Consider the following 12,975-nt stretch of genomic DNA (forward strand, 5'->3'; position numbering starts at 1 on the left):
GACCAGCGCGTATTCGCGGGATGGATGCACGAGTGGACCGCCTTCAGGCTCAGCCCTGCGGATATGCCGGGTGGGCGGCGACCAGCGCGCTGACCTCGGCCCGGACGTCGGCGTGCACCGCGGCGTCCGCGCTGGTCACCGCGCGGCCGATCAGCTGCGCGATCTGGGCCATCTGCGGCTCGGTCATGCCCTGGGTGGTCACCGACGGGGTGCCCACCCGAACGCCGGAGGCCACCGAGGGCGGCGCCGGGTCGTTGGGAATGGCGTTCTTGTTCAGGACGATGCCGGCGGCGTCGCAGCGGCTCTCCGCGTCCCGCCCGCTCACCCCGAGCCCCTGCAGGTCCAGCAGCGCCAGGTGGGTGTCGGTGCCGCCGGTGACCGGGCGCATCCCAGCCTCGGCCAGGCCCGCGGTCAGCGCCTGGGCGTTGCTGATGACCTGCCTGGCGTAGGCCTGGTACTCCGGCGTCGCGCACTCGGCGAGGTTGACCGCCTTGGCCGCGATCGCGTGCATCAGCGGCCCGCCCTGCATCATCGGGAACACCGCCTTGTCCAGCTTCGCGGCGTGCTCGGCCTTGCACACCAGCGCCCCGCCGCGCGGACCGCGCAGCACCTTGTGGGTGGTGAAGGTGACCACGTCGGCGTAGGGCACCGGCGACGGGATCGCCTTGCCGGCGACCAGGCCGATGAAGTGGGCGGCGTCGACCATCAGGATGGCGCCCACCGAGTCGGCGATCTCGCGGAACGCGGCGAAGTCGATGAGCCGCGGAATGGCCGAGCCGCCGCAGATGATCATCTTGGGGCGGTGCTCGGCGGCCAGCGCCCGGGCCTGGTCGTAGTCGATGTCCTCGGTCTCAGGGTCGACGCCGTAGCTGACCGCGTTGAACCACTTGCCCGAGAAGCTCACCTTGGTGCCGTGAGTGAGGTGACCGCCGTGCGGCAGCGACATCGCCAGCACGGTGTCACCGGGCTGCAGGAACGCCCCGTAGACCGCCAGGTTGGCGCTGGCGCCCGAGTGCGGCTGCAGGTTGGCGTGCTCGGCGCCGAACAGCGCCTTGGCGCGGTCGATGCCGATCTGCTCGGCCCGGTCGACCACCTCGCAGCCACCGTAGTAACGCTTGCCGGGATAGCCCTCGGCGTACTTGTTGCTCAGGGTGCTGCCCAGCGCGGCCAGCACCGCCGGCGAGGTGAAGTTCTCGCTCGCGATCAACTGCAGCCCGCCGCGCAGCCGGTCCAGCTCGTCCAGCACCACGCCGGCGATCTCTGGATCGATCTTCTGCAGCGACTCGAAGTCCGGTCCCCAGTACTGCTCAGGCATGTGCTCGACGCTCCCTTGCTGAGGGTGGGCTGGAACAGGTCGGCGGCGGCTACCGCGACGGCTCGCACCAAGAGGTTAGCCGACCTGGCTGGCGCCGGGCTGCGACGGCAGGCAGGGTGCTCGGGGAGCCCAGGTGACCGTCCGGACCTGCGGCGGCGGAGCGCACGGGTCGGGCGGCATCACCTGCGCTGAGCCGGAGAAGGCAACCAGCGCGGCATAGACGACTACCCCGCACAAGTGAGCTGCGCCCCGGGCTCCAGCGGCTAATCGACTGGCCCAGGACTCAGCAGGGACGACCGCTGGCGCGGTTGCGCCGGCAGGCCGCACCCTGACGTGAACCAGCCGATGGGGTCACGTGATGAATCGGTCGCCCCTGGGCTAGCCGCCAGCGATGTTAGATGTAATGATCATCCTGTTTTATACGAAATGCTCATCTTGTTTCGTTGTTCTGTGTCGTCCCAGGAGGAACCGATGCGCAGTCCTGCTTTTCCCGCAGCGTCTTCGGCATCTCCACAAAAGGGATGGCAGCGCCTGGCCGTTCTCGCCGCTGGAGCCATCACGGCCGCTGGCGCGATGGTCTCGATCGCCACTCCGGCCACCGCCGTACTTACCGGCAGCGCTTCGGCGGCCAGTCTCAGCGGCTTCTCTACCTCTAGCCAGGCCAGCGACCCCCTCCATTACTGCGAAGGCCCATACGGCGGCTCCGGTGGCAGGAGTTGTGAAGAGCCGACCGTGACCCCACTTCAGGCAACCAGGGCGAACACGCAGAACCCCTGCGGCGGCGGGAACCTGGGCTCGGGCTGCCCTGAGCCGGACGTGACCCTGGCCCGGGCCGTCACCACCATCCAGGACTGTGACCGCGGCCCTCTTGTCGGTTCAGGCGGCAGGGCCTGCGAGGAGCCGACCGTGGCCTCCGCCCGAGCAGCGAGCGTGACTGTTCAGGCCTGCGGCGGCGGATTCAGCGGGTCAGGCGGTAGGTCCTGTGATGAGTCGGACGAGGCGCCGGCCGGGACGACCAGCTCTGCCGCCCAGGTCTGGGATGACGGTGGAGGAGTGAAAGGCGGGGGCGATCTCCACTCCGCTGAGCCGGCCGACGCCACCATCGCGGCCTAGCCGTCCACCCGAGCCGCCGGTGTCAGGACGGCCCGCCGGGCGCCTCGAGGTTGTCCAGCACCTCGCGCAATTGCTCCACGCTGACCGCGCCCTGACGCAGCAGCACCGGGACTGGACCGGTCAGGTCCACGATCGTCGAAGGCCGGCCGGCCGGCGCCTCGCCGCCGTCGAGGTAGACCGACACCGACTCACCGAGCTGCTCGTAGGCCTGCTGGGCGGTCACGGCCGGCGGCATCGAGGTGATGTTGGCGCTGGACACCGCCATCGGACCGGTTTGAGCCAGCAGGTCCAGCGCCACGGGGTGCAGCGGCATCCTGAGCGCCACGGTTCCGCGTGCGTCGCCGAGGTCCCAGGCCAGTGACGGCGCGTGCTCGACCACCAGGGTCAGCGCGCCCGGCCAGAACGCCTCGACCAGATCGCGCGTCTGGCCCGAGACGGCGCTGACCAGGCCGTCGATGGTGTGCCAGGACCCGACCAGGACCGGAACCGGCATGTCCCGGCCGCGGCCTTTGGCCGCCAGCAGGCTGGTCACTGCCGCCGGGTTGAAGGCATCGGCGCCGATGCCGTAGAGCGTGTCGGTGGGCAGCACCACGACCGAGCCGGCGCTCACCGCACGCGCGGCGGCGCTGATCGCCATCGGACGGGTGTTCGGATCGGTGCAGTCCAGCAGGTCGCTCATGGACTGACATCCTGCCGCACCGAAAAACTGCTAGGGCGTGGGGACTGGCCGGACGCGGTCCGAAGTGTCAAGATCGCACGGTATAGCCGAGTAGTCCTTTAATACCTGCTCGCTCGGCTAGCCCGTTTCACCCCCGTCCCCCCGCCTTACCCCCGTCCTGTTCGCCGCTCGCTCCCCCGTGCACCCTCGAGAGGAACCGCAATGCCGTATTCCCTAACTTCCGCAGTGTCCCGAGGTGCCCGGCAAAGGAGATGGCAGCGTACGGCCGCACTCCTGGCCGGCGCCGCGATGATGACCGGCGCGCTGGTCGCCCTCGCCAGCCCGGTGGCAGCCGCCAAGGTCCGCCCCATGGCCGTTCCGTCCGGCAGCGCCTGGGCGGTCAGCGTGGGTGACTCCTACATCTCCGGTGAAGCAGGCCGCTGGGCCGGAAACTCCAACGACTCGGCCCAGACCGACGCCCTCGGCTCGACCGCCTACTACGACGCCGGCACCCGCGAGTCGATCGTCGGCTGCCACCGAGCCCGGTCCGCCCAGATCGCGTTCGGCACCATCGCCTCGAAGAACCTGGCCTGCTCCGGGGCCAAGACCGCCACCTCGGCCTACAACCCGGACAACGACTTCAAGCCGGGTCTGGACTTCTACAACGACGGCGCCGGCCACATCGGCCAGGCACTGGCGCTGCAGAACTTCGCCGCGACCAACCGGGTCACGATGGTCGCCGTCTCCATCGGCGGAAACGACTTCAACTTCGGCACCATCGTGCAGACGTGCGTCGAGAACTTCCTGACCTCCCCGACCTGGGCCAAGAACTACTGCAAGGACGACTCCCCGGTCACCGCCAACTTCACCAGCACCAACGTCTCGGCCGTGACGACCCGCATCTCCAACGCCCTGCGCAACGTCAACACCGCCATGTCGCGCAACGGCTACACGACCAGCGATTACAGCATCGTGCTGCAGACCTATCCCTCACCGTTGCCCAACGGTTCGGGCATCCGGTACAGCGAGTCAGGCTACGGCCGGCAGAACACCGGCGGCTGCGGGTTCTGGAACGCCGACGCCGACTGGTCGAACGTCAGCGCGCTGCCCACCATCAACACCGCGGTCCGCAACGCCGCCACCCAGTCGGCCCTGCCGAACATCAAGATCGTCAACATCTCCAGCTTGTTCAACAGCCGGCGGCTGTGCGAGACCGGCGTGTACAAGCTGCAAGAGACCTCGCTGGCCAGCTGGCGCAGTGCTGGCGCGGTCAACGTCAGCGAATGGATCGAGAACATCCGCACCGTCTCGGCGGCCTTCGGCCCGTACTACGTCCAGGAGTCGCTGCACCCGAACTACTGGGGCCAGCTGGCCATTCGCAGCTGCATGCGCCAGGCCTACAACGGCGGCGCGATCCGGGGCGGCAACTGCGTCCGGACCGGCACCGGCCTGAACTCCCTGGGCGAGCCGGTCGTCGGCCTCAGCTAGGCGCGCACCGCGGTGCTGAACCGTGGCCGGCCGGTCAGATCCGACCGGCCGGCCACGGTCGTCCAGCATCCTGATGCGCCGAGCAGCCGGGCCATCGCCTCGGCATGGCTCTGGTCGTGCTCGACGCCCAGAAAGCCACCCGGCCGCAGCAGCCGGGCCGCGAGCTCGATGACGGCCGGCATCAGGCTCAGGCCGTCGGCGCCGGCGAACAGCGCCTCGTCCGGATCGTGGGCCACCTCGGCCGGCAGCTGAGCCCTGCTCGACTCCGGAACGTAGGGCGGGTTGGCCAGCACCACGCTGGCGGCGCCGCTCAGCTCGGCCAGCAGCCCGGCGTCGGCGATGTCGCCGGGCAGCACCTCGATCGGCCGGTCCCCCGCCGCCTGCCGGTCCGCGGCGTTGCGCCGCAGCCAGCGCAGCGCCCGCTCCGACCGCTCCACCGCGATCACCCGGGCCACGGGGAACTCCTGGGCCACCGACAGCGCGATCGCGCCGGATCCCGATCCCAGGTCCACCACGACGGCGCCCGGCGCCAGCCACTGCGCCGCCAGCTCCACCAGCAGCTCGGTCTCCGGCCGTGGGATGAACACCCCGGGCCCGACCGCCAGCTCCAGCCGCCGAAACGGCGCGCCGCCGGTCAGGTGCTGCAACGGCACGCCGGTCACCCGCTGGTCGACCAGCTGCCGTAACCGCGCCGCCTCCTGCGGGCTGAGCGTCTGGATGACCAGCAGCCGGCCGCGGCTGGCCCCCAGCACGTGGCTGAGCAGCAACTCCGCCTCGACCCGGGCAGAGTGCACGCCGCCCGCTGCCAGCTCGGCAGTGGCCGCCGCGAGTTCGGCCCGGACGGTGAGGGACATCAGCTGTCGGCGTCTCCGGACAGCGCTGCCTCGACATCGGCCCTGGTGAGCGCGTCGATCACGTCGTCGAGGGCGCCGTCGAGCACCTGGTCGAGGTTGTAGGCCTTGAAGTTGACCCGGTGATCGGCGATCCGGTTCTCGGCGTAGTTGTACGTCCTGATCCGTTCGGATCGGTCGACGGTGCGCACCTGCAAGCGGCGCGCGTCGGAGGCGTCCTGCTGGGCCTGCTCCTGGGCGTGCGCCAGCAGCCGGGCCCGCAGCACCCGCAGCGCGGCCTCCCGGTTCTGCAGCTGGCTCTTCTCGTTCTGCATCGAGACGACCGTGCCGGTCGGGATGTGGGTGATCCGGACCGCCGAGTCGGTGGTGTTGACGCTCTGGCCGCCCGGGCCCGAGGAGCGGTAGACGTCGATGCGCAGGTCGTTGGGATCGATCTCGACCTCGACGTCCTCGGCCTCGGGAAGCACCAGCACCCCGGCCGCGGAGGTGTGGATCCGGCCCTGGGACTCGGTGACCGGCACCCGCTGCACCCGGTGCACGCCGCCCTCGTACTTCAGCCTGCTCCAGACCGGCTTGTCCAGGCTGCGCGAGCGCACCGCCACGGTGACCGACTTGTGGCCGCCGAGGTCGGTCTCCTCGTCGTCGAGCACCTCGGTCTGCCAGCCCTGCAGCTCGGCGTAGCGCAGGTACATCCGCAGCAGGTCACCGGCGAACAGCGCGGACTCGTCGCCACCCTCGCCGGCCTTGATCTCAAGGATCACGTCCTTGATGTCGTTGGGGTCCTTGGGAACCAGCAGCTCGCGCAGCTTGTCCTCCAGCACCGGGATCTGAGCCGCCAACTCCTCGGCCTCGGCGGCGAAGGAGTCATCCTCGCCGGCCAGCTCTCGAGCGGCCTGGGCGTCAGCTCGCACCCGGTCCAGTTCGTGGGACGCGCTGACCACCGGCGCCAGTTGGGCGAAGCGGCGCCCGAGCCGCCGGGCGGTGGCCTGGTCGGCGTGCACCGCCGGGTCCGACAGCGCCGTCTCGGTCTCGACGTACTCGGTCAGCATCTGTGCCAGCGTGGAAGATCCGTCAGCTTCTTGAACCATTGCCCATTCCTCTGTGCTCGCGTGCTCGCTGCGGCGTCTAAGCCGTCTCGGCAAAGAGAACGGCGCCCTGGGAGTGCCGGTGAGGCACGCCCAGGGCGCCGTCGAGGTAGCTATGCGGTGGTGGTGCGCTCACGCTTTCCGTAGCGCTTCTCGAACTTGTCCACCCGGCCGCCGACGTCCATGATCTTCTGCTTGCCGGTGTAGAACGGGTGGCAGGCCGAGCACACTTCGGCGTGCATCGAGCCGGCCTTGGCGGTGCTGCGGGTGGTGAACGAATTACCGCACGAGCAGGTCACTTCGGTGACCACGTACTCGGGGTGAATGGCGTCCTTCACGATGGTTCCCTTCTATGGCGCCTCATCGGGCGCCGGTTATGGCCGCCGGGTCGCCCTGGGGGTTTCCGGACGCCACTGGGTGGTGCGGTGGTGTCGCGGACAGGACGTGAACCGGAGCCGGGTCGTCAACCAGACAGTGTGCCAGTCGTGGCCACGCTGAGCCAAACGTGGGGGCGTGACCAGGAATTCCACCCGCGCGATCGCAGCATTCCAGCCGAGAGGACGCACCGCGAGGACGGCTCGTCCCCGCCACCGTGGACCGATGACGGGGACGAGGGACCGGTTGCTCCGGACTCAGCCTTTGACCCCGCCGGCGGTCAGGCCGCTGACGATGCGCCGCTGGAACAGCAGCACCACGATCACCAGCGGAACGGTCACCACGATGCCGGCCGCCATGGTCTGGGTGTAGGGGACCACGTGCGGGCCGGCGGTGAAGTTGGCGATGGCGACCGTGGACGGCTCCACGCTCTTGACGCCGTTGGCCAGCACGCTGGACAGCAGGAACTCGTTCCAGGAGGCCAGGAACACCAGGATGGCGGTGGTGAACAGCGCGGGCGCGGCCAGCGGGAAGATCACCAACCGGAACGCCTGGCCCGGGGTGGCGCCGTCCACCCGAGCGGCCTGCTCCAACTCCCACGGCATGTCGGAGAAGAAGCTGGTCAGCGTGTACACCGCCAGCGGCAGCGAGAACGAGATCTGGGGCAGGATCAGCGCCTGGTAGGTGCCCAGCCAACCCCAGTCGGCGAACAGCTGGAACAGCGGAGTCAGGATCGCCACACCGGGGAACATCGACGCGCCGAGGATCGCGGCCAGCACCGCGCCCTTGCCCCGGAAGGCGAGCCGGGCCATCGCGTAGCCGGCGAACACCCCCACCGTCATCGCCAGGAAGGTGACCACGGCGCCGATCAGCAAGCTGTTCAGCAGCGACCGGCCGAACTGGTTGTTGGTGGTGTCGAAGGCGTACCTGAAGTTCTCCAGGGTCAAGTGGGTGAACCAGGGCGTCGTCTCGAAGGTGAAGGCGGTCTCGCGGAAGGCCAGCACCAGCATCCAGTAGAACGGCGCCAGGCACCAGAAGATGATGAGCGCTATGACGGCCAGGGTGCCGAGGTTGCCGACGTCGAAACGCTTCTTCGGGGCGGGCGCCGCCTCGGTGGGGGTGGCCACCGCGGTGGAGCTATGGGCGACAGCGGTCATGTCACTTACCGCCCTTTCCAGGTGTGCCGACGATATTGGCGTTGAACAGCCGCACCATGCCGAGTGCTATCGCGAAGATGAAGATGAAGGTGATCGTCGATAGCGCCGAAGCCGAGTTCAGCCCGCTGCGCAACTGCTCCACCACCAGGATCGACACGGTGGTGGTGCCGTTGGCGCCGCCGGTGAGGATCGCGGGCAGGTCATACATCCGCAGCACGTCCAAGGTGCGGAAGATGACCGCGACCGCCAGCGCCGGCTTGACCAGCGGCAGGGTGATCTTGATGAAGCGCTGCCAGGCGTTGGCTCCGTCGACCTTGGCCGACTCGTAGATGTCAGAGCTGATGCCCTGAAGGCCGGCCAGGATGAGCAGCGCGATGAACGGCGTGGTCTTCCAGACGTCGGCTATCACGATCGCCGAGCGGGCCGGCCACTGCTCACTGGTCCAGGCGAAGTTGGTGCCGAGCACCTTGTTCAGGATTCCCTGCGGGTCGAAGACCACCTGCCACAGCTTGGCGGTGACAGCGGTCGGGATCGCCCACGGGATGAGGATCGCGGCCCGGACCAGAGCCCGGCCCTTGAACGCCCGGTTCATCATCAAGGCGAAGATCATGCCGATGACGGTCTCAAGCAGCACGGTGACGACGGTGAACCCGACGGTGATGGTGATCGAGTCCCAGAACTGCGAGCCGAGGGTTCCGGTCGGGCACTTCACGACCTTGCCGCCTGCGGTGGGGCATTCCTGGAACAACCAGTGCTTGTAGTTGGTGAGCCCGGTCCAGGCGCCGGATTTGCCGAACTGCCCGGTCACGGGGTCGATCTTGGCCGTGTCCGACAGGAAGGACTGGTACACCGCCTTGACGATGGGGTACCCGACGATCAGGCCGAGCAAGGCCACCGTGGGCGCCACCAGCAGGAACGCCAGCCGGCCCTCGCCGGTCTTGATCTTGTTGCGCTTCGGTCCAGGCGCTGAGGGGAGCGTCGTGCTCGCGGATTTCCCCGCTGCGGGTTTGGCCAGGGTCATGAAGCAGCCTCCTCAGGCTGATGACATCCCAGGGTTAGGGAGCGAGAGCCCGTGTCTGGCGGAGCCGGCGCGCGGCGCCGGCTCCGCCAGTGTCACGGATGACGGTGCATCGATCAGCCCGCGGTGCCGGACTCGATTGCCGCCTGAAGGCTCTTCAAGGCCTCGTCAACCGAGGTCTGTCCCTGCAGCGCGGCGTAGACATTGGTCTGGATCGCTTCGGTGACGGCGGGGTAGAACGGGGTGACCGGACGAGGAGTCGCGGCCTCGATGCCCTTGGCCAGCACCGGCAGGTACGGGAACTTCTTCACCAGCGCCGGGTCTGAGTAGAGCGACTCGATGACCGGCGCCTGCGAACCCTGCGACAGGTTGTAGGACTGGACCGGCTCTGACTGGACGAACTTGAGGAAGTCCAGCGCAGTCGCCTTGTACTTGGAGTACGTGCTGATGGCGACGCTGTGCCCACCCAGGCTGGAGGCGCCGGCGCCGTTCGGGCCGGGCAGCGGGGCGATGCCGAACTTTCCGGCGACCTTGGAGCCGGCGCCTTCGAGGATGGCGTTGGCGTAGGGCCAGTTACGCATGAACATCAGCTGGCCGGCCTGGAAGGCGTTCAGGCTCTGGGTCTCCTGGAAGCCGAGCGCCTCCTTGGGGATGTAGCCCTGCTTGAAACCGTTGACCAGGAAGTTCAGGCCGGCAGTGGCCTCGGGCGTCACCACATTGGGGGTCTTGCCGTCTTCCTTGACGATCTGGCCACCGGCGGAGTTGATCGCCTCGGCGCCGTTCACCGTCAGACCCTCGTACTTGGCGAACTGACCCGCGTAGCAGGCGGGCTTGGCGCCGGTGATGGAAGTCGAGGTCTTACCCTTGCACGCCGCGATCATCTCGTCCCAGGTGGCGGGCGCCTTGGAGACCAGGTCCTTGCGGTAGTACAGCAGGCCGGCGTCAGAGGCGTAGGGCGCGGCGTAGAGCTTGTTGTTGTAGGTGGCCGCTTCCACCGTCGGACCGAGCAGCTTGCTGGTGTCCATCGCGTACTGGCCCTCAAGCGGGATCACCCAGCCCTTGGCCGCGAACTCCGCCGTCCAGACGACGTCCACCGTCACCACGTCGTAGTTGGGGTCCTTGGCTTGGAAGTGCTGCTGGAGGTCGGACAGCTGCTGGTCAGCCTGATCGGACTGCTGCTTGATGGTGACCTTCTCGTTGGGGTGCGCGGCGTTCCACTCCTGCGCCAGGTGCGGCATCAAGCCGCTGTTGTCCTTGCCGGTGACGAAGGTGATCGCGCCTCTGGCGCTGGCCGCCTTGTCGTCGGCACCACTGTTGTTATTGCCGTCACTGCCACCGCAGCCAGCCAATACCACGGCCGCACCGAGCAACGAGACCGCACCGAATGCGACCCTTGGACTCATCAAAGCTGTCCTTCCGACGATGATACTAAGCGCTTACAGGCGCTTCGAGAATGACATTGCACACACTGATTGCAGAAGGCCGACTAGCCAAAGATACGCAACTGTTACCTCCCCGCCAGAGTCTCATCACATTAGTCCTGATCGCTCCGAGGCCGCCCGCGACGATGCGCCTCGATCTGGTTGCCGATGCCGTTCAACCTCGCCGCGGCCCGCGGCCTGGACATCGGCGTCGAGGGCTGTAGCAGCGACGGCGGGACATCGACATGACTGCCGTCGTGCCGCACGAATCGCACCGTGTCCGAACCGCGAACGCCTGAGACCACCTCCACGCGCGCGACCTCGGCCCAGGGCAGCCAGACGGGCCGTCCCAGGTAACGGACCACAGCGCCGTCGGAGTCCACCCCCAGGTACATCCGCAGGGCGAGCACCGCCAGTCCCAGGGCCAGCGCGCCCAGCCCCAGAGTCAGGGCTCGCGCTGTCTCGGAGGGGTGGCCGTAGATGTTCCAGGCGGCCGCGCCGCAGACCAGCAGCATCAACAGCGCCGGCTGGTAGGGCGGCACTTGCCATGACAGCCGCTGCCCACTCCGCAGCGCCGGCCCGCCCGCCTCGTGATTGGCCACAAAGAAAGTCTAGGACGGTCAGCGGCAGCCCGAGATCACGGTTGCGCTCCAGGTATGTTCGCAGGGGCCGGCCCGATTCTCTTCTCTCGAGTGCGTGGTCGTCGAGTCCGGGAGGCGGTCATGGACAGCAGCCAGGCCACGTGGTGGCAGTCCGCCGTCGTCTACCAGGTCTACCCGCGCAGCTTCTGCGATGCCAACGGCGACGGCGTCGGAGACCTTGCGGGCATCACCACCCGGCTGGACTACCTGCAGCGGCTTGGGGTCGACGTCCTCTGGCTGTCGCCGATCTTCCCCTCGCCGCAGGATGACGCCGGTTATGACATCAGCGATTACTGCGACGTCGACCCGGTGTTCGGCTCGCTGGCCGACTTCGACCACTTGCTGGCCGAGGTGCACCGGCGCGGCATGAGACTGGTGCTCGACCTGGTGGTCAATCACACCTCCGACGAGCACCCGTGGTTCCAGCAGTCACGGCGCGGCAAGGACGCTGCCTACCGGGACTGGTACTGGTGGCGCGGGCCACGGCCCGGAATGGCTCCCGGCGCGCCGGGCGCCGAGCCCACCAACTGGGGCTCGGCCTTCTCCGGTTCGGCCTGGCAGTTCGACGAAGCCAGCGGCGAGTACTACCTGCACTTGTTCTCCCGCAAGCAGCCCGACCTGAACTGGGAGAACCCCGAGGTCCGCTCAGCCGTGCACGCGATGATGCGATGGTGGCTGGACCGGGGCGTCGACGGCTTCCGGATGGACGTCATCAACATGATCTCCAAGGACCCGCGGCTGCCAGACGGGCCGGTCCGCTCCGGCGCCTACGGGGACGGCTCACCGCATTACATCTGCGGGCCGCGCATCCACGAGTTCCTGCAGGAGATGAACCAGCAGGTCTTCGCCGGCCGCGACGGGAAGTCGCTGACCGTCGGCGAGATGCCGGGGGTGACCGTGGAGCAGGCGCGGCTGTTCACCGATCCGGCCCGGCCCGGCACGAGCTCGACATGGTGTTCCAGTTCGAGCACGTGCAACTGGACCAGGGCATCGACAAGTTCCACCCGACCGGCTTCAAGCTGCTGGACCTCAAGGCGAGCCTCGGACGCTGGCAGGCCGGCCTGGCCGAGGTCGGCTGGAACAGCCTGTACTGGAACAACCACGACCAGCCCCGGGTGGTGTCGCGCTTCGGCGATGACAGCGAGCAGTACCGGGTCCTGTCGGCCAAGATGCTGGCCACCGTGTTGCACCTGCACCGCGGAACCCCCTACGTCTACCAGGGCGAAGAGCTCGCCATGACGAACTCGGTGTTCGATTCGATCTCCGATTTCCGTGACATCGAATCGCTGAACTACTACGCCGCGATGACCGCCGGTGACCCGGACGGGTCGCCGAGCGGCGACGCGCCCGACGACAGCCAGTTGTTGGCGGCTCTTCGGCGGATGAGCCGGGACAACGCCCGCACCCCGATGCAGTGGACCTCGGGGCCGCACGCCGGCTTCAGCTCCGCCGAACCCTGGATCGGGGTCAATCCGAATCACCGCCAGATCAACGCCGAGCGGGAACTGGCCGATCCGGACTCGGTCTTTCACCACTACCGAAAGCTGATCGCGCTCCGGCACACCCACCCGATCGTGGCCCGCGGAAGCTTTGAGATGTTGCTGCCCGAGGACGAGCAGGTCTATGCCTTCACCCGCCGCCTGGACTCCGAACTCTGGCTGGTGCTGGGCAATTTCACCGGCGCCGACGTCCAGGCGCGGCTGCCCGAGGCGCGCGACTGGGCAGCCGCCGAGCTGCTGATCGGCAACTACCCGGCCACCGCCAAGCCGGCCGGCCCGCACTCGGCGCCGGCTTTCCTGCCGCTACGGCCCTGGGAATGCCGGGTCTACCGGCGCACTACCGCCCCAGGCTGA

Annotated in this window: 12 protein-coding genes; 3 read left to right on the plus strand and 9 right to left on the minus strand. The window is 68.3% G+C overall.

What is annotated here, in order from left to right; genetic code table 11:
• Window positions 1-49: 49 nt before the first annotated feature.
• Both glyA and VGB75_00080 read right to left on the minus strand, forming a co-directional pair.
• Window positions 50-1,315 (minus strand): serine hydroxymethyltransferase, encoded by a 1,266-nt coding sequence (gene glyA, locus VGB75_00075; protein HEY0165410.1) that lies wholly within the window; start codon window positions 1,313-1,315, stop codon window positions 50-52.
• Between the two features lie 1,135 nt (window positions 1,316-2,450).
• Complete coding sequence (locus VGB75_00080; protein ID HEY0165411.1) at window positions 2,451-3,107, minus strand: L-threonylcarbamoyladenylate synthase; 657 nt, start codon at window positions 3,105-3,107, stop codon at window positions 2,451-2,453.
• 288 nt (window positions 3,108-3,395) lie between these two features.
• On the opposite strand from VGB75_00080, the gene VGB75_00085 reads away from it, so the two are divergent.
• Window positions 3,396-4,574, plus strand: a complete 1,179-nt coding sequence (locus VGB75_00085; GenBank protein ID HEY0165412.1) for a hypothetical protein — start codon at window positions 3,396-3,398, stop codon at window positions 4,572-4,574.
• Here VGB75_00085 and prmC read toward each other — a convergent pair.
• The 7 genes from prmC to VGB75_00120 form a co-directional block, all read right to left on the minus strand.
• Entirely contained in the window at window positions 4,571-5,428 is an 858-nt protein-coding gene (prmC, locus tag VGB75_00090; GenBank protein ID HEY0165413.1) for a peptide chain release factor N(5)-glutamine methyltransferase, read from the minus strand. The genes VGB75_00085 and prmC overlap by 4 nt on opposite strands.
• A complete protein-coding gene (prfA, locus tag VGB75_00095; protein HEY0165414.1) occupies window positions 5,428-6,513 on the minus strand; it encodes a peptide chain release factor 1 in 1,086 nt (361 codons plus the stop codon). Before prfA ends, prmC begins: the two co-directional genes overlap by 1 nt.
• Window positions 6,514-6,623: 110 nt before the next feature.
• Window positions 6,624-6,848: a 50S ribosomal protein L31 gene (rpmE, locus tag VGB75_00100; GenBank protein ID HEY0165415.1), complete on the minus strand. Its 225-nt coding sequence runs from the start codon at window positions 6,846-6,848 to the stop codon at window positions 6,624-6,626.
• A 294-nt stretch (window positions 6,849-7,142) separates the two neighbouring features.
• Window positions 7,143-8,042, minus strand: coding sequence for a carbohydrate ABC transporter permease (locus tag VGB75_00105; protein ID HEY0165416.1), 900 nt, complete (start codon window positions 8,040-8,042; stop codon window positions 7,143-7,145).
• A gap of 1 nt (window position 8,043) precedes the next feature.
• The gene (locus VGB75_00110; GenBank protein ID HEY0165417.1) at window positions 8,044-9,063 is read right to left on the minus strand and encodes a sugar ABC transporter permease; all 1,020 of its coding nucleotides are present in this window, start codon (window positions 9,061-9,063) and stop codon (window positions 8,044-8,046) included.
• Window positions 9,064-9,176: 113 nt separating this feature from the next.
• Window positions 9,177-10,463: an ABC transporter substrate-binding protein gene (locus VGB75_00115; GenBank protein ID HEY0165418.1), complete on the minus strand. Its 1,287-nt coding sequence runs from the start codon at window positions 10,461-10,463 to the stop codon at window positions 9,177-9,179.
• Between the two features lie 131 nt (window positions 10,464-10,594).
• Window positions 10,595-11,083, minus strand: coding sequence for a hypothetical protein (locus VGB75_00120; protein HEY0165419.1), 489 nt, complete (start codon window positions 11,081-11,083; stop codon window positions 10,595-10,597).
• Between the two features lie 120 nt (window positions 11,084-11,203).
• Between VGB75_00120 and VGB75_00125 the strand changes: the two genes are divergently transcribed.
• Both VGB75_00125 and VGB75_00130 read left to right on the plus strand, forming a co-directional pair.
• Window positions 11,204-12,361 carry an alpha-amylase family glycosyl hydrolase gene (locus VGB75_00125; protein HEY0165420.1) on the plus strand — a complete coding sequence of 386 codons (1,158 nt, stop codon included), beginning with the start codon at window positions 11,204-11,206 and terminating at the stop codon, window positions 12,359-12,361.
• Window positions 12,358-12,975 carry an alpha-glucosidase C-terminal domain-containing protein gene (locus VGB75_00130; protein HEY0165421.1) on the plus strand — a complete coding sequence of 206 codons (618 nt, stop codon included), beginning with the start codon at window positions 12,358-12,360 and terminating at the stop codon, window positions 12,973-12,975. Before VGB75_00125 ends, VGB75_00130 begins: the two co-directional genes overlap by 4 nt.

The sequence above is a fragment of the Jatrophihabitans sp. genome, from assembly GCA_036399055.1.
Taxonomy (GTDB): domain Bacteria; phylum Actinomycetota; class Actinomycetes; order Mycobacteriales; family Jatrophihabitantaceae; genus Jatrophihabitans_A.